Genomic DNA, 21,881 nt, shown 5'->3' with positions numbered 1-21,881 from the left:
CTCACCTTCCTCGCTTGCTCTGCCAGCGGTCGCGGGCGGTGCGCCACGCGTCGGCAAAGCGGTCCAAATCCTCGGCGGAGGTCGTACCTCCGAACGACACCCGCAGGGCACAGCCCGCATCGTCGTCCGCCACCCCCATCGCGCGCAGCACCCCGCTGGTCCGCACCTTGCCAGAGGAGCAGGCCGACCCGGCGGACACCGCAAAGCCCGCCAGATCCATCTGCATCACCTGCGTCTCTCCGCGCCAACCGGGCGTCAGGATCGACAGGGTGTTGGGCAGGCAGTCACCATCGCGCCCCGGAAACATAGTGTTTCCCTCAGCATCTTCCAGTCTCATTCGCAGGCGATTTCGCAATGCCGCAAGTTTCTCGGCCATTCCGTCGGCCAGATCGCGCTGCGCCGCCGCGGCGGCGGCCGCAAAACCGGCGATGCCGATCAGGTTTTCGGTGCCGGCGCGCCGGCCGCTTTCCTGCCCGCCGCCGCGGATGCGGGCGGCGCGGTCGGTTCCGGCGCGCAGGATCAGCGCGCCCGTGCCGCGGGGTCCGCCCAGCTTGTGGGCGCTGACGAACCCCGCCCCGATCCCCAGCCAGTCGAAGGCTAGGGGGATCTTGCCGAACGCCTGCGTCAGATCGCTGACCGCAAGGCCCTGCGGCAGCGACTGGATCACCCCGGTTTCGCTGTTGGCCAGTTGCAGCGTCGCACGCGAGGGATCGGGCACGGCGACCTGTCCGTGGGCCGCGGTGGCCAGCGTCTCGTCGCACCAGGCGCGCACGGCGTCATGCTCGATGCCCGCGCAGGCCAGTCCCTGCCCCTCCAGCGCCAGCGCGGCGGCCTCGGTCGCGCCCGAGGTGAACACAAGGTCGGCCTGCGCCGCCCCCAGCGCCTCGGCCAGCGTCTCGCGCGACCGTTCCAGCAGCATCTTCGCCGCGCGTCCCTCGGCATGGACGCTGGACGGGTTTCCCACCACATCCATCGCCGCGGCCATGGCGGCGCGCGCCTCGGGCCGCAGGGGGGCCGTGGCGTTCCAGTCCAGATAGACGCGGCTCATCCGGCGCGGTCCTGCGGATCGGCAGCCCCCCGGTCCGGGGCGTCGGCGGCATCGGCGGGCGCGCCACCCTGCTCGGCCAGGGCTGCGGCGATCCGCGCGGCCAGTCGCCGCGCCACCTCGTCCTTGGGCATCCGCGGCCAATGCTCGGCGGCCGCGTCGGTGATCAGCACCACGGCGTTGTCCGTCCCGCCCATGATGCCGGTCACGGGCCGCACGTCATTGGCGACGATCCAGTCGCACCCCTTGCGCGCGCGCTTGGCGGTCGCATGCGCCACCACGTCGTCGGTCTCGGCGGCGAAGCCGACCACCAGGGCGGGACGACGCGCGTCGCGGCTGATCCAGGCCAGGATGTCGGGGTTCTCGGCCATCTCGAGCGCCGGGGGACGGCCGCTGCCGTCCTTTTTCATCTTGCGGTCGGTGGCGTTGACCACGCGCCAGTCGGCCACGGCCGCAGCCATCACGGCAGCATCGGCGGGCAGGGCGGCCTCGACCGCGGCCTGCATCTCGGCCGCGGTCTGCACCGGCCGCACCTCGACCCCCTCGGGCGCCGGCACTGCCGCGGGGCCGGTGACGAAGCTGACCCGCGCGCCCAGGTCGCGCAGCGCCGCCGCGATCGCGGCCCCCTGCGCCCCCGACGAGCGGTTGGCGATATAGCGCACCGGGTCGATCGGCTCGTGCGTCGGCCCCGAGGTCACGATGACGTGCCGGCCGTGCAGGGGGCCGGGCGGCGGCGTGACAAGGACGGCGCCGGCGGGGGTCCGGGGCGGCACGACCACCGCCTCGGGCGGCAGGCGCAGCGGCGCCTCGGTCAGCAGGGCCGGGCCCAGGGCGGTGCGGATCGCGTCCAGGATCGCCTCGGGCTCGGCCATGCGGCCCTCGCCGTATTCCCCGCAGGCCATCTCGCCCACGTCGGGGCCGACGAACAGGATGCCGTCATCCCTCAGCGTCTCGCGGTTGCGGCGGGTGGCGGGGTGGTCCCACATCCGCACGTTCATCGCAGGCGCGATCAGCACGCGCTTGTCGGTCGCCATCAGCAGGGTCGAGGCCAGATCGTCCGCCAGGCCCGCCGCCATCTTGGCCATCAGGTCGGCCGTCGCGGGCGCGACCACGACCAGATCGGCCGAACGGGACAGCTGGATGTGCCCCATCTCGGTCTCGCGCGTCAGGTCGAACAGCGCCTGGTGGCAGGGCCGCCCCGACAGCGCCGCCAGCGTCAGCGGCGTGACGAACTGCCCGCCACCGGCGGTCAGCACACACGTCACCTCGGCCCCCGCGCGCTGGATCAGGCGCACCAGCTCGGGCGTCTTGTAGGCGGCGACACCGCCGCCGACGATCAGCAGAACACGCTTTCCCTGCATGTCACCCCCTCCTGCGCTGATCGCCAGTCCTAGGGGCAAGCGGCAGGCGGGGCAAGAACGCGGCGGTTCTGCGCGGTCAACCCGGGCGGGGCCGGCGGGCGGTGGCGCGGGCAGCCCGCCTGTCGGCAGCCCGCGGCGAGCCGAGGACAGAGCGGCGGGTCATGCGGCGCGGCGGACCGGGATTGGAGGGCCGGTCCTGCCCTGTGCCCTCAACCGCCCGCCAGAAAGGGCAGGCGGTACCCGATCGCTTCGGCCAGATGGGGTGCGCGGACCCGCGCCTCTCCGGCAAGGTCGGCGATGGTGCGGGCGGTGCGCAGGATGCGGTGATAGCCGCGCGCCGTCAGGCCCAGTCGCTCGGCCGCGCGCCGGATCAGGCCGCGACCCTCGTCGTCCGGCGCGGCAATCTCGTCCAGCAGGGCGCCGCCCGCGTCGGCGTTGGTCCGCAGGCCCCGATGGGCCTCGAACCGCCGCGCCTGCACGGCGCGCGCGGCGGCGATGCGGGCGGCAAAGGCCTCCGACGGCTCGCCCGCCGGGGGCATGTCCAGCGCGTCCAGCCCCACCGCCGGCACCTCGATCCGCAGATCGAACCGATCCATCAGCGGTCCCGACAGCCGCCCCAGATAGTCGCTGCCGCACAGCGGCGCCTTGGCGCAGGCCCGTGCCGGATCGGCCAGATACCCGCAGCGGCAGGGATTGGCCGCGGCGATCAGCAGGAACCGGCAGGGATAGCGGATATGGGCGTTGGCCCGCGCCACGACCACCTCGCCCGTCTCGATAGGCTGGCGCAGGGTTTCCAGCACCGGGCGCGAGAACTCGGGCAGCTCGTCCAGGAACAGCACGCCATTGTGCGCCAGGCTGATCTCGCCTGGCCGCGCGCCGCGCCCGCCGCCCACGATGGCGGCCATGCTGGCGGTGTGATGGGGGTCGCGGAACGGCGCCGCCCGCGAGATGCCGCCGTCCCCCAGCAGCCCCGCCAGCGACTGGATCATCGAGGTCTCCAGCGCCTCGGCCGGCGTCAGCTCGGGCATCAATCCGGGCAGGCGCGCGGCCAGCATCGACTTGCCCGCGCCGGGCGGGCCGACCATCAGCAGGTGGTGGCGGCCCGCGGCGGCGATTTCCAGCGCGCGCTTGGCGCGCTCCTGCCCCTTGACGTCGGCCATGTCGGCGGCGGGCCGCGGCCGCGCCAGCTGGCCTGCGCGTGCGGGACCAAGCGGGGACCGCCCGGTCAGGTGATCGACCACCTCGCGCAGGCTGGTCGGTGCGATCACGGGAACGGCGCCGACCCACGCGGCCTCGGGCCCGCACTCGCGCGGGCAGATCAGGGTGCGCTGATCCTCGGCCGCCGCCACCGCCGAGGGAAGCGCGCCCGCAACCGCGACCAGCCGCCCGTCCAGGGCCAGCTCGCCCAGCGAGACGACCTGCGCCAGCTCGTCGGCCGGCACGACCTCCAGCGCGGCCAGGATGGCCAGCGCGATCGGCAGGTCGAAGTGCGACCCTTCCTTGGGCAGGTCCGCGGGCGACAGGTTGACCGTCACCCGGCGCGACGGCATCGCCACCGACAGCGCCCCGAACGCCGCGCGCACCCGCTCGCGCGCCTCGCTGACGGCCTTGTCCGGCAGCCCCACGATGGTGAACGACGGCAGTCCCGGCGACACCGCGGCCTGTACCTCGACCAGGCGCGCCTCGATGCCCTCGAAGGCCACCGAATAGGCGATGGCAACCATCCGCGATTCCTTTCGTGCACCGACCGGGGCAGATTGCCCCGGGAAAGGTTCAGAAAAGGTTAACGGCGCCAGGGACGGCTGCGCCCCGGACCGGCCCGCCCGGGCGCGCGGCGCACCCGGCGGTCGGCCAGGCGCCACCGCGCCCGGCAGCCCGCGCTCAGGCTGCCGCGCGCCGCCGTTCGATCGCCTGCCAGATCAGCGCGGCCGCGTTGATCCCGTCGAACCGCTCCAGCTCCTGCAGGCCGGTGGGTGAGGTCACGTTGATCTCGGTCAGCCATCCGTCGATCACGTCGATGCCCACGAAGATCTGGCCCTTGTCGCGCAGGACGGGCCCGATGACGGCGCAGATCTCGCGCTCGCGGTCGGTCAGCCCCACCTTTTCGGGACGCCCGCCCACATGCATGTTCGACCGCGCCTCGCCCTGCGCGGGAACGCGGTTGATGGCGCCGACCGGCTCGCCGTCCACAAGGATGATGCGCTTGTCGCCCTTGACCACCGCGGGCAGGTATTTCTGCGCGATCACCGGCTCGCGGTTGATGCCGCCGAACAGCTCCAGCAGCGCCGACAGGTTTGCGTCCGCCTGCGGCAGATGGAACACGCCCGCGCCGCCGTTGCCGTAAAGCGGCTTGAGGATGATCTCGTCGTGGCGGGCGCGGAACTCGCGAATCGCCTCGGCGTCCCGGGCGATCATCGTGGGCGGCGTCAGTTCGGGGAAGTCCAGCACCATCAGCTTTTCAGGCGAGTTGCGCACCCAGAACGGATCGTTGACGACCAGCGTGCGCGGGTGGATGCGGTCCAGCAGATGGGTCGAGGTCACATAGGCCATGTCGAAGGGCGGGTCCTGGCGCAGCCAGACCACGTCGAACAGCGCCAGGTCGGCGCGCCGCCACGGACCGAAATCGACGTGGCGTCCGGCCTCGCGCCGCAGGGTGACGTCCCGCCCGGTCGCCATGACCCGGCCCTGGTCGAAGACCAGCCGGTCGGGGGTGTACTGGAACAGGGAATGCCCCCGCTCCTGCGCCTCGATCCCGATCCGAAAGGTCGAATCGGCAGTGATGGACACCTGTTCGATCGGGTCCATCTGCAAGGCAACGGTCAGGCCCATGGGTCTCGCTCCGGCTGGTCGGTTGCGGGTCTTGTCGCAAGCACCCTGCCCCGATGCAACCGCGTCAGTTCAGGCCGAACGCATTGGCGATCACCTCGACTTCCCCCGCCGCGTCCACCAGCGCCGCGTCGAAGCGCTGCTCGGTCAGGGACCCCTCGGGCAGGCCGGCGCAGTATTCCTGCGCGGCAAGGCAGATGCGGTCCATCTGGCGCCGCGACAGGCGTTCGGCGGCGAGGGCATGGGTCGCGCTTTTCTTCACCTCGACGAAGACCAGCGCAGGCCCGTCCCGCAGGATCAGGTCGATCTCTCCGGCGCGGCCCCGCCAGCACTGCGCCAGGATCTCGCAGCCGCGGGCGCGATAGACCTCGGCCACCCGCCGTTCCGCCTGGTGCCCCGAGGCCTGCGCGCTCAGCCCGCGCGCGATCCGCGCGGTGCGGGACGGGCGCACCGGGGACAGCGGACGGACCGGGGCGATGCGGTCGCAGGCCTCATGTCTCATCCCGTTCCTCCTGCAGGACCAGCGCCATGCGATACACGTCCTTGCGCGGCAGGCCCAGCGCGCCGGCCACCTCGGCGGCGGCATCCCTGACCGTCATCCGGCCCAGCCGCCCCGCAAGGGCGGCGCGGACCTCGTCGTCGCCCGCGGGGATCGGCACGGGCGGGGCCAGCACCACCACGACCTCTCCCCTCAGCCCCTCGTCGGGGATCATCTCGCGCACCTCGGCCACCGTGCCGCGCAGCACCTCCTCGAACTTCTTGGTCAGTTCCCGGCACACCGCGATACCGCGATTCGCCTCAGACTCGCACAGATCGTTCAACAGTTCCTTAACGCGGCGGGGGCTTTCGAACAGCACGACCGTGGCGTCGATCCCGGCCAGCCCGGCCAGCCAGCGCCGGCGGGCCGAGGCCTGCGACGGGGGAAAGCCCGCGAACAGGAACCGGTCGCTGGGCTGGCCCGCCACGGTCAGCGCGGCCAGCAGGGCGGACGGGCCGGGGACCGCATGGACGCGGGCGCCCGCATGGGCCGCATCGCGCGCCAGCGCAAAGCCCGGGTCCGCCACCAGGGGCGTTCCCGCGTCCGAGCAATAGGCCACCGACAGCCCCTGTCCCAGCGCGGCCATCAGGCCGGGACGCGTCCGCGCCGCGTTGTGGTCGTGATAGGCGACGATCCGGCGGCCGCGCAGGGGGATGCCGTGGATCGCCATCAGGTGGCGCAGGGTGCGGGTGTCCTCGGCCGCCAGCAGGTCGGCCGTGTTCAGCACGTCCAGCGCCCGCAGCGTGATGTCGCGGGCAACGCCGATGGGCGTGGCGACCAGGTGCAGGCCGGGGGGCAGCGGCCCGGCCTCGATCGTGGCCGTCAGGCTGCGGGCGGGCTCGCGGTCCCGCGCCTCGCCGGCTGCCTCGGCCGCAGGCGCGGCGTGGCCTGCCCCCGCTCGCCCGGCCGCCCCTTGCCGCGCCCCCGTCCCGCCGGGGCGCCCGCCACCCTGTGCGCGTGTGTCCTTCGTCATCGCCCCCTCCTTGCCCACAGGGGCGCGTCAGGTTGCCACGTCCCGGCCCTTGTGGCTAGGCTTGCGCCCAAGCCCCCCATCGTCCGAAAGGGAATCATCCATGTCCACACTTGCCCCCGGCCGGGCCCTCGATGCGCTGCGCCGGCCCCTTCGGCGCGCCGCGGCGGTGCTTGCGGCGCTGGCGCTGGCCGCCTGTCAGCCGATGACGCCGACCGCCTCGGGGCCGCAGACCGGCCCGCTGATCGATCCCGCCCAGCCGGTGCAGGTGGCCCTGCTGGTTCCTGCCGGGTCCGGCAACGCCGAGGTCGAGTGGCTGGCCCGGTCACTGGCCAACGCCGGGCGCATGGCCGCCGCGGACGCGCAGGGCGCCCGCATCGACCTGCGCATCTATGAAACCGGCGGCAACGCCGAAACCGCCGTCGCACGCGCCAACGAGGCCGTCGCGGCGGGCGCCAGGATCATCGTCGGCCCCCTGTTCGCCGAGGAGACCAACGCCGTCGGCAACGCCGTGCGCGGCCGGGTGAACGTGCTGTCCTATTCCAACAACGCCGACATCGCGGGCGGCAACGTGTTCGTGCTGGGCAACACCTTCGGCAACACCGCCGACCGTCTGGTGTCCTATGGCGCGCAGCAGGGGCTGCGGCGGTTCCTGGTGGTGTCCGAGAACGACACCGCCGGCCAGCTGGGCGGCGCCGCGATCGAGGGCGCGATCGCGCGCAACCGCGCCACCATGGTCGGCCGCACCAGCCACGGGCTGAGCCGCGCCGACATGGACGCGGTCGCCCCGCAGATCGCGCAGGCCGCCCGCGCCAACAACGCCCAGGCGATCTTCCTGACCGCCAACCAGGGCAGCGTCCTGCCCGAGATCACGGCCGCGCTGGCCCAGGTCGGCCTGACCGGCTCGGCGATCCAGATGATGGGGCTGACCCGGTGGGACACGCCGCCCGAACGGATCGGGCTGGCACAGTTGCAGAACGGCTGGTTCACGGTGCCGGACCTGGCGCGCATCGCGGCGTTCCAGGGCCGCTATCAGGCCGCCTTCGGCGAGCGGCCGCACGAGCTGGGCTCGCTGGCCTATGATGGCGTCTCGGCGATCGCGGCGCTGGTGCGCGACGGGCGGCGCAATGCGGTAACGACGGCGGGGCTGACCAGCGGCGCCGGGTTCGCGGGCGTCCAGGGTCCGTTCCGCCTGCGCTCGGACGGCAGCATCGAGCGCAGCCTTGCGGTCGCCACCCTGCGCGGCGGCCAGCTGGTCATCCTGGACCCCGCGCGCCGCAGCTTCAGCGGGTTCGGGCTCTGACCTTGGCCGACCCCCAGCCGACCGACGCGGGGGCCGCCCCCGTCGCGGCCCCCGTCCAGAGCGCGCCGGCCCTGCCCGGGGCGCACGGGCTGTTCGACCCCGACTGGCTGGCGCAGGCGCTGGACCGGCGCCTGGCCGGCCTGACCGAGCCGCGCGCGATCCGCGAGGCCACGGTGGCGCTGCTGTCCCAGGCGCGGGCCGAGGCGATGGCCGACATCGTCGCGGGCCTGACGAGCCACCCGCGCGCCGGGCGCGAGACCGTGCGCGCCATCGCCACGCTGACCGACGCCACCGTGCGCGGCGTCCATCATGTCGCCATCCGCCATCTGCACCCCAACCCCCACCCGACCGAGGCCGAGCGGCTGGCCGTGGTGGGCGTCGGCGGCTACGGGCGGGCCGAGATGGCGCCGCAGTCCGACGTGGACCTGCTGTTCCTGGTGCCGTGGAAGATCAGCGGCTGGGTCGAAAGCGTCGTCGAATCGATGCTGTACATGCTGTGGGACCTCAAGCTGAAGATCGGGCAGGCCACGCGGTCGCTGGACGACTGCGTGCGGCTGGCCGAGCGCGACATGACGGTCCGCACCAGCCTGCTGGAGCACCGGCTGATCTGCGGCGATGCGCTGACCGCCGAATCCCTGCGCGACCGCCTGTGGCCCGAGCTGTTCGAGCGGACCGTGCCCGAGTTCATCGAGGCCAAGCTGGCCGAACGGTCCGAGCGCCACAAGCGCCAGGGCGGCCAGCGTTATGTGCTGGAACCCAACATCAAGGAGGGCAAGGGCGGCCTGCGCGACCTGCAGACGCTCTACTGGATCGCCAAGTACATCCACCGCGTGGACCGCGCGGTCGAGCTGGTGGACCTGGGCTTCTTCACCCGCGACGAGCACGCGACCTTCTGGGCGGCCGAGGATTTCCTGTGGGCGGTGCGCTGCCACCTGCACCTGATCGCGGGACGGGCGGTCGACGTGCTCAGCTTCGACATGCAGGTCGAGGTGGCGGCGCGCATGGGCTATCACGACGCCACCGGGCGCCGCGCGGTCGAGATCTTCATGCAGGACTACTTCCGCCACGCCACCCGCGTGGGCGAGCTGACCCGCGTGTTCCTGACCGCGCTGGAACAGCGCCACGTCTACAAGGCGCCGCTGCTGCCCGGCATCTTCCGCCGCCGCAAGACGCTGGGGCCGGGGTTCGCCGAAAAGACGGGTCGGCTGACCGTCGAGGATCCGGCGCGGTTCCTGGCCGATCCCCTGAACATCCTGCGCCTGTTCCAGGAGTCGCTGCGGACGTCGATCCTGCTGCACCCGGACGCCATGCGGCTGGTTGCGGCGAACCTGTGGCGCATCGACGACCGGATGCGCCACGACCCCGAGGCGGCGCGCATCTTCCTGGACCTGCTGCTGGGGCACGGCAATCCCGAACGCTCGCTCAGGCGGATGAACGAACTGGGGGTGCTGGGCGCCTATATCCCCGAATTCGAACGCGTCGTCGCCATGATGCAGTTCAACGTCTACCACCACTTCACCGTGGACGAGCACCTGATCCAGTGCGTCGCGGCCCTGGCCGCCATCGAGCGCGGGGACGACGAGGCGGACCTGCCCATCGTCAGCGCGATCATGCGCGGGCCCGTGGATCGCGCCGTGATCTATCTGGCGACGCTGCTGCACGACATCGGCAAGGGGCGGCCCGAGGACCATTCGATCGTGGGCGCGCAGATCGCGCGCCGGGTCTGCCATCGCCTGGGCCTGACGCATGAACAGGTGGAACTGGTGGAATGGCTGATCCGCCACCACCTGCTGATGTCGGACGTGGCGCAGAAACGCGACATCGCCGATCCCCGCACCCTGCGTGATTTCGCCAAGGCGGTCCGCTCGCGTCGGCGGCTGGACCTGCTGACGGTGCTGACCGTCTGCGACATCCGCGGGGTCGGGCCGGGCACCTGGAACAACTGGAAGGCGGCGCTGATCCGGAAGCTGTACCAGCAGACCGCCGACGCGCTGGACAACGGGCTGGAGGACGTCAACCGCGAACAGCGCGTGGACGAGGCGCGGCGCAGCCTGCGCCACCTGCTGATCGCCCAGGGGTGGGAGCCGAAGGCGGTCCGGGCCGAGACGCAGCGCCACTATGACAGCTACTGGCAGGGGTTGCCCACCGACACGCAGCAGGTGTTCGCGCGGCTGCTGCGCGGCATCCGCGACGACGAGATCCGCATGGACCTGGACCCCGACCTGAAGCGTGACGCGACGCGTGCGGCCTTTGCGCTGGCCGATCATCCGGGCATCTTCTCGCGCCTGGCCGGGTCGCTGGCGCTGGTGGGCGCGAACGTGGTGGACGCGCGCACCTATACGACCCGCGACGGCTATGCGACGGCGGTGTTCTGGATCCAGGACGAGGCCGGCCATCCCTATTCCACCGACCGCCTGCCGCGCCTGCGCCGCATGATCGAGCGCACGCTGGCCGGCGAGGTCGTCCCGCGCGAGGCGTTCGCCGACCGCGACAAGGTCCGCAAGCGCGAGCGGGCGTTCCGCTTTCCCACCCACGTCACCTTCGACAACGAGGGCAGCGAGATCTACACGATCATCGAGGTGGACACCCGCGACCGGCCGGGCCTGCTGTATGACCTGACCCGCACCCTGGCGCAGAACCACATCCAGATCGCCAGCGCGGTCATCGCCACCTTCGGCGCCCAGGTCGTGGACACGTTCTACGTCAAGGACATGTTCGGGCTGAAGCTGCATCAGCCGGCACGGCGCGAAACGCTGGAACGCCGCCTGCGCCAGGCGATCCGCGAGGGCGCCGAGCGCGCGGCCGTCTGACGCCGCCGCAATCCGCGCCGACGGGTCGCGGCACGGGTGGCCTGTCGTTCCGGCCCGAGTCCCCGTCCCCCGCCCCGACCGTCCGGCAGCCTGCCGCCGGCTGCGCGGCGGCCCGCCCGCTCAGCCACGCACCGGCTTGCGGCGCGGCACAATCGCGGGCACATCGGCGCGGCACCGGCGCCAGCGGGTGGCGCGCGCCCGGCACCGGGCCGCCGGAAACGAAAAAAGCGAGGAGGCCGGCGCGATGCGGGGCGGACTGCTGCGGGGCTTTGTCTCGGTCGGGCTGTGGACATTCCTGTCGCGGCTGTCCGGCTTTGTCCGCGACATCCTGATGGCCGCCTGGCTGGGCACCGGCCCCGTGGCCGAGGCGTTCCTGGTCGCGCTGTCGCTGCCCAACATGTTCCGCCGCTTTTTCGCCGAGGGGGCGTTCAACACCGCCTTCGTGCCGCTGTTCTCGAAAAAGCTGGAATCGGGCGAGGACCCGCAGGGCTTTGCGCGCGATGCCTTCTCGGGGCTGGCGGTGGTGGTGGCGGTGTTCTCCGCGCTGGCGATGATCTTCATGCCGGTGCTGGTCTGGCTGATGGCGGCGGGGTTTTCCGGGGACGAGCGGTTCGGCCTGGCGGTCGAATACGGGCGGATCACCTTCCCCTATATCCTGCTGATCTCGCTGGCCTCGATGATCTCGGGCGTGCTGAACGCGAACGGCCGGTTCACCGCCGCCGCCGCGGCGCCCGTGCTGCTGAACCTGCTGTTCATCGTCGGCATGGTCCTGGGGCGCGCGCTGGGCTGGGACCTGGGCCTGACGCTGGCCTGGGCCACGCCGATCACCGGCGTCGCGCAGCTGGCGCTGGTCTGGTGGGACGCCAGCCGCAGCGGCTGGCGGCTGGTGCCGCGCCGGCCGCGCCTGACGCCCGAGATGCGGCGGCTGCTGACCATCGCCCTGCCGGCCGTCTTCGCGGGCGGCGTGGTGCAGGTGAACCTGCTGGTGGGCCGGCAGGTGGGCAGCTTCTTCGAGGGCGCGATCGGCTGGCTCAGCTACTCGGACCGGCTGTACCAGCTGCCGCTGGGCGTCGTGGGGGCGGCGGTCGCGGTGGTGCTGCTGCCCGAACTGTCGCGCCGCCTGCGCGCCGGGGACGAGACCGGCGGCCAGTCCGCCTATAGCCGCGCGACCGAGTTCGGGCTGTTTCTGACCCTGCCCGCGGCCTTTGCTATCGCCGTCATCGCCGTGCCGATGGTCGCCACCCTGTTCCAGCGCGGCGCGTTCGACGCCCATGACACCACGCAAACCGCCCGCGCGCTGGTCGTCTATGCGCTGGGCCTGCCCGCCTTCGTGATGCAGAAGATCCTGCAGCCGCTGTATTTCGCGCGCGAGGACACGCGCACGCCGTTCCGCTTTGCGGTGGTGTCGATGGGGGTGAACGCCGCCGTGGCCTTCGGCCTGATGCCGCTGGCGGGGTTCATCGCCGCCGCGATCGGCACCAGCGTCGCGGCCTGGGTGATGGTCGCGCAGCTGTGGTGGGGCACGCGCGCGATGGGGCTGGCGGCGCGCGCCGATGCGCGGCTGATCGGATCGGCCCCGCGCATCGTGCTGTCGTCGGCGCTGATGGCGGCGGCGCTGTGGGCGCTGCGCCAGTGGCTGGCCGCGGACGGAGAGGGCGATGTCGCGGGCCTGGCGCTGATGGTCCTTGGGGGCGCCGCGCTCTATTTCGGGCTGAGCTTTGCCACCGGGGCGGTGCGCCCGGCGGACCTGCGGGCCAGCGTGCGGCGGCGCTGACCGCCACAGGGGCAACCGCGGGGCCCAGGCCGTGCAGCCGCAGGACCATCCCGCCGCGCGATCCGGCGGCGGTTGCGGGTCGCCCCGGGGACCGGCTCAACGGTGGCGGACGCGCCCGCGCACCCGCGCCCACCCGCCGGGAACCAGCACGAAGGACAGCAGAAAGCCGATCGCAAAGCCCGCGATCTCGGCCACCCAGTTCATTCCCGCCCCGCCGAACACGATCCCGAACACCAGTTGGAACGCCAGCAGGATGCCGATCAGCGAAAAGGCCCTGAGCTGGTTTGCGTTTTCCGCCCCCAGCCGCGCCCACAGCAGGAATGTGAACGCGCCCAGCAGGCCGTAGACGGCGGGATAGCCGCCGACCAGCGGATCGAACCGCACCCCCGGCAGCAGCCGCGCGGCGACGGCATAGACCAGCCCGCCGCCCACGGCCGCGCCCAGGAACACCAGCGCCACGGCCAGCGGCCGGAACGCGCGGGCCACCATGTTGCCCAGCGCCAGCAGAAAGACGCACACGAAGATCGCGTGCGTCAGCGAGTAGTGGACGAACGGATAGGTCAGCAGCCGCCACAACTGCCCGCCCGCCGGGGTCCAGCGTTCCCAGGCGCGGATGGCGAACTCGGGCGCGAAGGCGGTGCGTTCGACCATGATCTGCCGCGCGGCGCCGCTCGCGCCGGGGCCGCCGCCCAGAAAGCCCAGGCGGCCCAGGCCGAAATACGCCTCGGCCGCTAGGATGGGGGCGGCCAGCAGCCAGATCACCGCGGGGACGGGGTTCAGCGGGCTTTCGTCGTATCCGGGGCGCATCGCGGTCCTTTCCTCGGGCGGTTGCGCCCGTTCCGGCCAACCGCTATCCCGGCCGCGACCATTTTTCCAGCAGGCTTGCCATGACCCACGCGCCGCGCATCTTTTCCGGCATCCAGCCGTCCGGCGGGCTGACGCTGGGCAACTATCTGGGCGCGCTGAGGCGCTTTGTCGAAAAGCAGGGCCAGGTCGAGACGGTCTATTGCCTGGTCGACCTGCACGCGATCACCGTCTGGCAGGACCCCGCCCGCCTGCGCCACCAGACGCGCGAGGCCGCGGCCGCGTTCCTGGCCGCCGGCATCGACCCCGCCCAGTCGATCCTGTTCGTGCAGTCGCACGTCCCCGCCCATGCCGAGCTGGGCTGGATGCTGTCCTGCGTGGCGCGCGTCGGCTGGATGAACCGGATGACCCAGTTCAAGGACAAGGCCGGCAAGAACGCCGAAGCGGTCAGCCTGGGGCTGTACGCCTATCCGGCGCTGATGGCGGCCGACATCCTGGCCTATCAGGCGACCCATGTCCCCGTAGGTGAGGATCAGAAGCAGCACGTCGAGCTGACCCGAGACATCGCGGCCAAGTTCAACCACGACTACGGCGTCGAGTTCTTTCCCCTGCCCGAGCCGGTGATCGAGGGCACGGCCACGCGCGTCATGAGCTTGCGCGACGGCAGCAGGAAGATGTCCAAGTCCGACCCCTCGGACGCCAGCCGCATCAACCTGACCGACGATGCCGACACCATCGCGCAAAAGATCCGCAAGGCGCGCACCGACGCCGACCCCCTGCCCGGCAGCATGGCCGGGCTGAAGGACCGCCCCGAGGCGCGGAACCTTGTCAACATCTATGCCGCCCTGACGGGCGAGGCGCCGGACGCGGTCTGCGCCCGGTTCGAGGGTCAGGGCTTCGGCGCGTTCAAGCCCGCGCTGGCCGAGGTCGCGGTGGGCGTGCTGTCGCCCATCACCACGCGCATGAACGCGCTGATGGCCGACCCCGCCGAGATCGACCGCATCCTGCTGGCGGGCGCCGAGCGCGCCGATGCCGTGGCCGCGCCCATCGTCGCGGACGCGCGCGAGATTATGGGGATGATCCGCGGCGCCCGGTGAACGGGGCGCCCCCGCAGGACCATGCGCGGCCGAAAGGGTGGCCTAGAACAGCGACAGCTGCTGGCCCGCGCGCGGCGGCGGGGCGAACCGGCTGCAATCCAGCGGCGGGCTTTCGGTCGCAAAGCCCAGCCGCCTGCGCGCCAGGCGAAAGCGCTGGTGCAGCAGGTCGGCCTCGGGTCCCTCGCCGCGCATCCGGCTGAAAAAGCGCGGGTCGTTGTCGCGCCCGCCGCGCATGGCCTGAATGCGCGCCATCACATGGGCGGCCTTTCCGGGGTGGTGGCGGTCGAGCCAGTCACGAAACAGGGGCGCCACCTCAAGCGGCAGGCGGACCGGGATCATGCTGGCGCTGGCCGCGCCCGCCCGGCGTGCGGCGGCCAGGATCGCCTCAAGCTCGTGCGCCGTCAGGACCGGGATCATCGGGGCGGCCATGACGCGGACCGCGACGCCCGCGTCCGCCAGCGCCCGGATCATCCGCAGCCGCGTCGCGGGGGCGGGGGCGCGCGGCTCCATCTGCCGGGCAAGCACGGGGTCCAGCGTGGTCAGCGACACGCCGACAAGGGCCTGTCCGCGCGCCGCCATCGCCCCGATCAGGTCCAGGTCGCGCAGGATGGTCTGGCCGCGGGTGACGATGCTGAGCGGGTGGTTCCAGTCGTGCAGCACCTGCAGGCAGCCGCGCATGATCGCCAGCCGCGATTCGGCCGGCTGATAGGGATCGGTGTTGGTGCCGAACGCGATCGGCGCCACGGCATAGCCGGGCCGGGCGATCTCCTCGGCCAGCAGGGCCGGGGCGTCAGGCTTGGCGGTGATGCGGGTTTCGAAATCGAGGCCGGGCGACAGGCCCAGATAGGCGTGCGTGGGGCGGGCAAAGCAATAGATGCAGCCATGCTCGCAGCCCCGATAGGGATTCACAGAGCGGTCGAACGGCACGTCGGGGGACTGGTTGCGGGTGATGACGCGGCGCGGCCGTTCGGTCGCGATCTCGGTCCGCAGCAGGGACGCATCGCGCGGGGTGTCCCAGCCGTCATCCTCGGGCACCGGATGATAGGGTTCGAATCGCCCGGCCGGACGGTGCGCGGCCCCGCGCGCCCTGAGGATTTCGTCTGGGCTGGACGGCGGCAGCATGATGCCAGAATAGAACATACAAAGAACATTGTCACGCAATCTGGTTCAAAGGCTTGGCGGCTTGTCGCCTGCGACTGTGTTCTGCCCCTTTCCTCAACCGGCAGGAGACCCCATATTCGGGGTCTGACCCGGAGGGAATCGATGCCCCTGCCCCATTTCCTGCTGATGCTTGCAGCCGTGATCGTGACGGCGGGTGCCACGCTTCTGGCGGCCCTGTCCCTCGGCGTCCCCTTCCAGGTCATGGGGCTCGTGGTGCTGGCGGGCGCGGTCGTGGTCCATCTGGCCGCCCGATCGGGCGATGCGGGCGACGGGCCCCATCACCATCCCGGCGGCTGAGCGTTCAGCTTTCCAGTTCGGCGTCCCAGTACAGGTAATCCATCCAGCTGTCGTGCAGGTGGTTGGGCGGAAACCGCCGGCCGATCGCGTGCATCTCCTCGGACGAGGGGCGGCGCGGCGCGCGATGCAGCCGCAGCCCCGACTGGCGCAGGCTGCGGTTGGCTTTCTTCAGGTTGCAGGGCGAGCAGGCCGCCACCACGTTGTCCCAGCTGGTCACGCCCCCGCGCGACCGCGGCACGACATGGTCGAACGTCAGGTCGCCCCGTGCCCCGCAATACTGGCAGCAGAATTCGTCCCGCAGAAAAAGATTGAAGCGCGTGAAGGCCACGCGCTTCCTGGGTCGGACATAGTCCTTGAGCACGACGACCGAGGGGATGCGTATCGCCTCGCGCTGGCTGCGGACCACCTCGTCGTATTCGGCGATGATGCTGACACGGTCCAGGAAGACGGCCTTGATCGCCTCTTGCCAGGGCCACAGCGACAGCGGGTAATAGCTGAGCGGGCGGAAATCGGCGTTCAGCACCAGCGCCGGATTGCGGCGCAACGACGCGGGATCGCGCACGAACTGGGTCCGGAAATCCGCCTCACCGTGATGGTCGTCCAGCATCGTGCGTGCCTGCCCCCTGCCCCGGCATGGCCGGGCCTGTCAGAACCGTCGCGCCGACTATATCTGGCGGTCGCAACGTGGCAAGCCCGGGACATATGGTCACCGGCGGGATAGCGCGCGTTCGTGACGCCGTCGTGACGCGGCGGCAACCTTCGCCGTTGGGCCGGGCGCTGGCCCTGTGGTATGATGCAGCGCCGTCCCCGTTGATCGACAGGGCGGGGGGCAAGCGCGGGAAACCATCATGAACCGGACCCTTCACCCGACACGCACGATCCTTGCCGCCGCAACGCTGGGCCTTGCCGCGACCGCGGCGCTGGCCGATCCCGGCGTCGTCCGGGTTCGCACGCCCGGCGGCGAGGTCTATGCCGATTCGCGCGGCATGACGCTGTATGTCTTCGACAAGGACGAACCCGGCAAGTCGAACTGCACCGGCGAGTGCGCGGCCAAATGGCCCCCGCTCGCCGCGCCCGCGGGATCGACGGCCGCGGGGCCGTTCGCGCCCATAACGCGCGCGGACGGCACGCTGCAATGGGCGCTGGACGGCCGCCCGCTGTATCTGTGGGTCAAGGACACCGCCCCCGGCCAGATGACCGGCGACGGCGTGGGCGGGGTCTGGCACGCGGCGAAATAAGGCGCGCGGGTGCGCCCCTGCGAACGCCCCCCTTGCGGACGCAGCCGGGCCGTTGCTCAGCCCTCGGCCAGCACCTCGCGCACAAAGGCCAGCGCGACCGACAGCCCATCGGGCGCGATGCCGTGCCCGGTGCCCTTCATCGTGTGCGCATAGACGGTGAACCCCGCATCCGTCAGCGCCTTTGCGGCCAGGTCCATGTCGGCGAACGGCACCATCTCGTCCTGGTCGCCGTGAACCAGCAGGACCGGCGGGCGGACGCGCACCTCGGCCAGGCTGTCCGGCGCAAGCAGACGGCCCGAGAAGCCCACGATCCCCGCGACAGCGGCGGCGCGGCGTGGCACGACGTGCAGCGCCATCATCGTGCCCTGCGAGAACCCGACGACGACCATGCGGTCAGGGGTCAGCCCCTCGCGTTCCAGCACCGCATCCAGAAAGGCGTCGATGTCGGCGGCGGCGCGGGCCATGCCGTCGCGGGCATCGCCTTGGGACGACCCGTCCAGCCAAGGGATCGGAAACCACTGGCGCCCGAAGGGATTGTTGCGCGACGGCTCGGCCGCGTCGGGGGCATAAAAGGCCGTTGTCGGCAGATGCGGGGCCAGCGGCTCGGCCAGTCCCAGCAGGTCGGCCCCGTCGGCGCCATAGCCGTGCAGGAAGACGACCACGGAACGGGCGCTTTCAGGGCCCTTGCGGCCAGAGGACAGGGGTCTGGGGGACATCGGCAACTCTCGCGACTGGGACGCGGGCAATGTGGGCCATGCGGGCGGGATGGTAAAGCCGAAGGGTGGCGGGCGTTCGCTGCCAGGGCGAACGCCGCGGCTGGCGGGCCTGAGGCGCGGCGGACCGATGGGCAGCGGGACGCCTGGGCCGCCTACCGCCGGGGGGGACCCTGCAAAGCAGCCGGTGGCAAGTGCGGCGCAGGACCGGGCAGCGCGCCCGCCAGCACTGCCCGGCCAGGCGACGGACGGCAAGCCAGGGGCAGCAGCCCGCCAGACACTGCGGCCGCGTGCAGGCCACGGACGGCAAGCCGCTGCCCGGCGGTCAGCCGGACGCATCCGGCGCGATCACCCCCTCGCGCCCCTTGGCCAGTCGATAATGGGCCCACAGCCCGCGGGCGGCGACGGCGCGCCAGGGCCGCCAGCGCTCGGCCAGGCCCGACAGGGCGCGCGGCGTGGGGCGGGCGTCCAGCCCGTACATCATTCGCGCCGCCTCCTGCAGCGCAAGGTCGGCGGGTGCAAAGGCGTCGGCGCGCCCCAGGGCGAACATCAGATAGATCTCGGCCGTCCAGCGCCCGATGCCGGGCAGCGCGGTCAGGGTCGCGATCACCGCCTCGTCCGGCTGGTCCTGCAACGCGTCCCAGTCCACCCCTGCCGCCGCAATGCCGCGCAGATAGCGGATCTTGGGCCCCGACAGCCCGCAGGCGCGCAGGCCGGCCTCGTCCGTGGCCAGGATGGCGTCGGGCGTGGTCAACCCCGCCGCGTCCAGCCGGGACAGGATCGCGCCCGCCGCGTGGACGGACAGCTGCTGGCCCACCACCGCATCCAGGATCGCGCCAAAGCCGCCGGGCCGTCGGCGCAGCGGCAGCGGTCCCAGCGTCGGCAGCACCCGCGCCCAGACCGGGCAGACCGCGGCAAGATGGGCCGCGCCCTCGGCCAGGTCGGCATCCGACGCGATCACCCGCATCAGCGGCGGTCCTGCTCGACGGTGTCGGCCCAGGCGCGGGCGCTTTCCTTCAGCCGCGTCTCGAATGCGGTCGAGATATGCTCGCGCAGCGCGCTTTCGGCGGCGACCGCGTCGCCCGCGGCGATGGCATCCACGATCTTCTGGTGCTCGGCCATGGCCTTGTCGCCGCGCCCCGGGGCGGCCAGCGAGGTGTGCGCCATCAGCGCCATCGTGCGGTGCACGATGTCCAGCTGCTGCACCAGATAGCGGTTGTGCGAGGCCAGGTGGATCTGGTGGTGAAAGCGGCGGTTCGCGCGGCTCAGCGCCTGCGGATCGCCGACGATGCGGCGGTCGTCCTGCACCATCTGGTTCAGGACCCGCACTTCCTCTCGCGTGGCGTGGCGGGCGGCAAGGCGCGCGGACAGCGCCTCAAGCTCGGTCCTGACGGTGTAAAGCTCGGCCAACTGGTTGTGGTCCAGCGTCGCCACGATCAGGCTGCGCCCGTCGCGCGTCAGCATCGACTGGGTTTCCAGCCGTTGCAGCGCCTCGCGCACCGGGGTCCGCGACACGCCGAACCGTTCGGCCAGTTCCGATTCGACCAGCCGGTCGCCGGGGCGATAGGTGCCGTTGTCGATGGCCGACAGGATCAGGGAATAGGCGTCCTTCATGCCTGTCAGGAATGGGGTGCGGTGGGTGCGATTGCAACCCGCCCCGCCGCGCGCCAAGGTGGCCGGATGCCTGACCCCACCCCCCTGCCCGACCCGATCCCCGACCCGGCGGCCCTGCGCGCGGCCTTTGCCGGCGTCGATCTGTGGATCTTCGACCTGGACAACACGCTTTATCCGCCGGGCGCGCGCCTGTTCGCGCAGATCGAGGCGCGGATGACCCTTTACGTGCAGCGCCTGCTGGGCGTGTCCGCGGCCACGGCCGACGGCCTGCGCGCGCAGTACTGGCGCGACCACGGCACGACGCTGGCCGGGCTGATGGCGCATCACGGCATCGACCCGCTGGCCTATCTGGCCGATGTCCACGCCATCGACTTTTCGGCGCTGAGCCCTGATCCGGCGCTGGCCGCGGCGATCGCCGCGCTGCCGGGTCGCAAGATCGTGCACACCAACGCCGATGCGGCCTATGCCCGCAGGGTGCTGGCCGGGCGCGGCCTGGACGACCCGGACCGGCCGCTGTTCGACGCCGTCCACGGCATCGAGGAGACGGATTTTCACCCCAAGCCCGACCCGCGATCATTCGCCGCAGTCGCCGCCGCGCACGCCCTGGACCCCGCCCGCGCCGCCATGTTCGAGGACGATCCCCGCAACCTGGAAATCCCGCATGCGCTGGGAATGCGCACGGTTCTGGTCGGTGCCGGCCGCCACGGACCGGACGACCTGGCCCCCGACCACACGCACGGGCCGCACGTCCAGCACCGCACCGACGGCCTGGCCGGCTTTCTGGCGGCGCTTGCGGGCGGCCCGCCTGACGTGGCAGACTGACGCCCGAGCGCGCACGACATTCATGCACAGACACGAGGCCACCATGTCCCAGACCCACAGCCAGACCGCGGCCGAGGCCGTGGGCGAGGCGCTGACCGCCGACGCCGCGATGCAGTCGCGCGCCGAACTGCGCACCGCCGCGCGCATCATCGGCATCCTGCTGATGGTGATCGTCCTGGCGGTTGTCATTGTGGCGCTGTTCGGCCTGCCTGCGCTGAACATCCTGGCGCTGATCGCCACCGCGCTCGTCTTTGCCGTGCTGATCGCCTACGCCGCCGGGTTCTGACGCGGTCATGGACAGCGTCGATGTGCTGGTGTCGGGCGGCGGCGTCGCCGGGCTGATCGCGGCCGCGGCCTTCGGGGCCGAGGGGCGGTCGGTTCTGTGCGTGGACCCCGCCCCGCCGGTCACGACCGAGGACGGCGCCGGCGCCGACCTGCGCACGACCGCGTTCCTGCAACCCTCGGTCGATCTGCTGGACCGGATCGGCCTGTGGGGCCGCCTGGCCCCCCATGGGGCGCCGCTGCAGGTCATGCGCATCGTCGATGCCGGTGGCGCACGCCCCGCCGCCCGGCTGACGCGCGAGTTCGACGCCGCCGAGATTTCCGACCGGCCCTTCGGCTGGAACATCCCCAACTGGCTGTTGCGCCGAGAGATCGCGGCCCGCCTGGCCGACCTGCCGGGGGTGGAATTCCGCCCGGGCACCGGCACCGCGGGGCTGACGCCGCGCGACGACGCCGCGCGCGTCCTGCTGTCGGACGGATCATCGGTTGCCGCGCGGCTGGTGGTGGCGGCGGACGGGCGCGACTCGCCCGTGCGCCACGCGCTCGGGATCGGCGTGCGCACCATCCGCTATGGCCAGAAGGCGCTGGCGTTCGCCGTCACGCACGAGCGTCCGCACGAGAACGTCTCGACCGAGATCCACCGCTCGGGTGGACCGTTCACGCTGGTTCCCCTGCCCGACCGCGACGGCCGCCCCGCGTCCGCCGTGGTGTGGATGGAACGGGGGCCGCGCATCGCGCAGCTGCGCGCCCTGGCCCGACAGGCGTTCGAGGCGGAACTGAACGCCCGCTCGGCCGGCGTCCTGGGGCGGCTGACGCTGGCGACCGGGCTGACGGAATGGCCCATCATCAGCCAGATCGCCGACCGCTACACCGGCCCCCGCACCGCCCTGATCGCCGAGGCCGCGCATGTGGTCCCGCCCATCGGCGCGCAGGGCCTGAACATGAGCCTTGCGGACCTGGGCACCCTGCTGGAGCTGTCGCGCCCCGATCCGGGCGCGCCGGGCAGCCTGGCCGCCTATGCGCGCCGCCGCCGCCCCGAGGCGCTGGCCCGGCTGATCGGCATCGACGCCTTGAACCGCGCCAGCATGCTGGCGCCCCGTCCCCTGCGCGACCTGCGGGCCGCGGCCCTGGGCGGGCTGTACGCGCTGGCGCCCCTGCGGCGCACCATGATGCGGGCCGGGCTGGGGCTGAAGTGACGGCCGGCCACCGGCGCCCCTGACGCACAG

The 21,881-nt window shown here is 72.2% G+C and carries 21 protein-coding genes; 9 read left to right on the top strand and 12 right to left on the bottom strand.

Annotated elements, in window-relative coordinates:
- Position 1: 1 nt before the first annotated feature.
- The 6 genes from DPQ23_RS07090 to rsmI form a co-directional block, all read right to left on the bottom strand.
- Positions 2–1,048, bottom strand: coding sequence for a cysteine desulfurase family protein (locus tag DPQ23_RS07090; protein WP_112874003.1), 1,047 nt, complete (start codon positions 1,046–1,048; stop codon positions 2–4).
- Entirely contained in the window at positions 1,045–2,406 is a 1,362-nt protein-coding gene (locus DPQ23_RS07085; protein WP_112874002.1) for a bifunctional phosphopantothenoylcysteine decarboxylase/phosphopantothenate synthase, read from the bottom strand. The genes DPQ23_RS07090 and DPQ23_RS07085 overlap by 4 nt, the downstream gene beginning before the upstream one ends.
- Positions 2,407–2,615: 209 nt before the next feature.
- Entirely contained in the window at positions 2,616–4,130 is a 1,515-nt protein-coding gene (locus DPQ23_RS07080) for a YifB family Mg chelatase-like AAA ATPase (RefSeq protein WP_112874001.1), read from the bottom strand.
- A gap of 157 nt (positions 4,131–4,287) precedes the next feature.
- A complete protein-coding gene (gshB, locus tag DPQ23_RS07075) occupies positions 4,288–5,235 on the bottom strand; it encodes a glutathione synthase (protein WP_112874000.1) in 948 nt (315 codons plus the stop codon).
- Between the two features lie 64 nt (positions 5,236–5,299).
- The gene (locus DPQ23_RS07070) at positions 5,300–5,734 is read right to left on the bottom strand and encodes a YraN family protein (protein WP_112873999.1); all 435 of its coding nucleotides are present in this window, start codon (positions 5,732–5,734) and stop codon (positions 5,300–5,302) included.
- Positions 5,724–6,743, bottom strand: coding sequence for a 16S rRNA (cytidine(1402)-2'-O)-methyltransferase (rsmI, locus tag DPQ23_RS07065; RefSeq protein ID WP_112873998.1), 1,020 nt, complete (start codon positions 6,741–6,743; stop codon positions 5,724–5,726). Before rsmI ends, DPQ23_RS07070 begins: the two co-directional genes overlap by 11 nt.
- 100 nt (positions 6,744–6,843) lie before the next feature.
- Here rsmI and DPQ23_RS07060 point away from each other — a divergent pair, with 100 nt between their 5' ends.
- The 3 genes from DPQ23_RS07060 to murJ all read left to right on the top strand — a co-directional run bounded on the left by DPQ23_RS07060 (position 6,844) and on the right by murJ (position 12,627).
- The gene (locus tag DPQ23_RS07060; RefSeq protein WP_112873997.1) at positions 6,844–8,043 is read left to right on the top strand and encodes a penicillin-binding protein activator; all 1,200 of its coding nucleotides are present in this window, start codon (positions 6,844–6,846) and stop codon (positions 8,041–8,043) included.
- 2 nt (positions 8,044–8,045) lie between these two features.
- Positions 8,046–10,853 carry a [protein-PII] uridylyltransferase gene (locus DPQ23_RS07055; protein WP_112873996.1) on the top strand — a complete coding sequence of 936 codons (2,808 nt, stop codon included), beginning with the start codon at positions 8,046–8,048 and terminating at the stop codon, positions 10,851–10,853.
- 244 nt (positions 10,854–11,097) lie between these two features.
- Entirely contained in the window at positions 11,098–12,627 is a 1,530-nt protein-coding gene (murJ, locus tag DPQ23_RS07050; RefSeq protein WP_112874115.1) for a murein biosynthesis integral membrane protein MurJ, read from the top strand.
- Positions 12,628–12,723: 96 nt separating this feature from the next.
- Here the strand turns inward: murJ and DPQ23_RS07045 are convergent, their stop codons facing one another.
- Complete coding sequence (locus DPQ23_RS07045; RefSeq protein WP_112873995.1) at positions 12,724–13,434, bottom strand: rhomboid family intramembrane serine protease; 711 nt, start codon at positions 13,432–13,434, stop codon at positions 12,724–12,726.
- Between the two features lie 80 nt (positions 13,435–13,514).
- Here DPQ23_RS07045 and trpS point away from each other — a divergent pair, with 80 nt between their 5' ends.
- The gene (gene trpS / locus DPQ23_RS07040) at positions 13,515–14,528 is read left to right on the top strand and encodes a tryptophan--tRNA ligase (protein WP_112873994.1); all 1,014 of its coding nucleotides are present in this window, start codon (positions 13,515–13,517) and stop codon (positions 14,526–14,528) included.
- Positions 14,529–14,570: 42 nt separating this feature from the next.
- On the opposite strand, the gene DPQ23_RS07035 is transcribed toward trpS, so the two are convergent.
- Positions 14,571–15,668 carry a PA0069 family radical SAM protein gene (locus DPQ23_RS07035; protein ID WP_240602539.1) on the bottom strand — a complete coding sequence of 366 codons (1,098 nt, stop codon included), beginning with the start codon at positions 15,666–15,668 and terminating at the stop codon, positions 14,571–14,573.
- Positions 15,669–15,791: 123 nt separating this feature from the next.
- On the opposite strand from DPQ23_RS07035, the gene DPQ23_RS07030 reads away from it, so the two are divergent.
- On the top strand, positions 15,792–15,986 hold the full coding sequence (locus DPQ23_RS07030) for a hypothetical protein (RefSeq protein ID WP_112873993.1): 195 nt from the start codon (positions 15,792–15,794) through the stop codon (positions 15,984–15,986).
- A 4-nt stretch (positions 15,987–15,990) separates the two neighbouring features.
- Here DPQ23_RS07030 and DPQ23_RS07025 read toward each other — a convergent pair whose 3' ends face one another.
- Positions 15,991–16,593 carry an HNH endonuclease gene (locus tag DPQ23_RS07025; RefSeq protein ID WP_112873992.1) on the bottom strand — a complete coding sequence of 201 codons (603 nt, stop codon included), beginning with the start codon at positions 16,591–16,593 and terminating at the stop codon, positions 15,991–15,993.
- Positions 16,594–16,834: 241 nt separating this feature from the next.
- On the opposite strand from DPQ23_RS07025, the gene DPQ23_RS07020 reads away from it, so the two are divergent.
- Positions 16,835–17,224 (top strand): COG4315 family predicted lipoprotein, encoded by a 390-nt coding sequence (locus DPQ23_RS07020; protein WP_112873991.1) that lies wholly within the window; start codon positions 16,835–16,837, stop codon positions 17,222–17,224.
- 56 nt (positions 17,225–17,280) lie between these two features.
- Here DPQ23_RS07020 and DPQ23_RS07015 read toward each other — a convergent pair whose 3' ends face one another.
- The 3 genes from DPQ23_RS07015 to DPQ23_RS07005 form a co-directional block, all read right to left on the bottom strand.
- Entirely contained in the window at positions 17,281–17,940 is a 660-nt protein-coding gene (locus DPQ23_RS07015) for an alpha/beta hydrolase (RefSeq protein WP_112873990.1), read from the bottom strand.
- 322 nt (positions 17,941–18,262) lie between these two features.
- Positions 18,263–18,904: a DNA-3-methyladenine glycosylase family protein gene (locus DPQ23_RS07010; RefSeq protein WP_112873989.1), complete on the bottom strand. Its 642-nt coding sequence runs from the start codon at positions 18,902–18,904 to the stop codon at positions 18,263–18,265.
- A complete protein-coding gene (locus DPQ23_RS07005; RefSeq protein WP_112873988.1) occupies positions 18,904–19,551 on the bottom strand; it encodes a GntR family transcriptional regulator in 648 nt (215 codons plus the stop codon). The genes DPQ23_RS07010 and DPQ23_RS07005 overlap by 1 nt, the downstream gene beginning before the upstream one ends.
- A 66-nt stretch (positions 19,552–19,617) precedes the next feature.
- Here DPQ23_RS07005 and DPQ23_RS07000 point away from each other — a divergent pair, with 66 nt between their 5' ends.
- The 3 genes from DPQ23_RS07000 to DPQ23_RS06990 are packed head-to-tail and all read left to right on the top strand — an operon-like array spanning position 19,618 to position 21,851.
- Complete coding sequence (locus tag DPQ23_RS07000; protein ID WP_112873987.1) at positions 19,618–20,373, top strand: pyrimidine 5'-nucleotidase; 756 nt, start codon at positions 19,618–19,620, stop codon at positions 20,371–20,373.
- 43 nt (positions 20,374–20,416) lie between these two features.
- On the top strand, positions 20,417–20,659 hold the full coding sequence (locus tag DPQ23_RS06995) for a hypothetical protein (RefSeq protein WP_112873986.1): 243 nt from the start codon (positions 20,417–20,419) through the stop codon (positions 20,657–20,659).
- A gap of 7 nt (positions 20,660–20,666) precedes the next feature.
- The gene (locus DPQ23_RS06990; RefSeq protein ID WP_112873985.1) at positions 20,667–21,851 is read left to right on the top strand and encodes a UbiH/UbiF family hydroxylase; all 1,185 of its coding nucleotides are present in this window, start codon (positions 20,667–20,669) and stop codon (positions 21,849–21,851) included.
- Positions 21,852–21,881 lie beyond the last annotated feature (30 nt).

Source organism: Paracoccus endophyticus (assembly GCF_003286075.1).
In the GTDB taxonomy this organism is placed as follows: Bacteria; Pseudomonadota; Alphaproteobacteria; order Rhodobacterales; family Rhodobacteraceae; genus Paracoccus; species Paracoccus endophyticus.
This window is presented reverse-complemented; position numbering and strand designations above follow the sequence as displayed.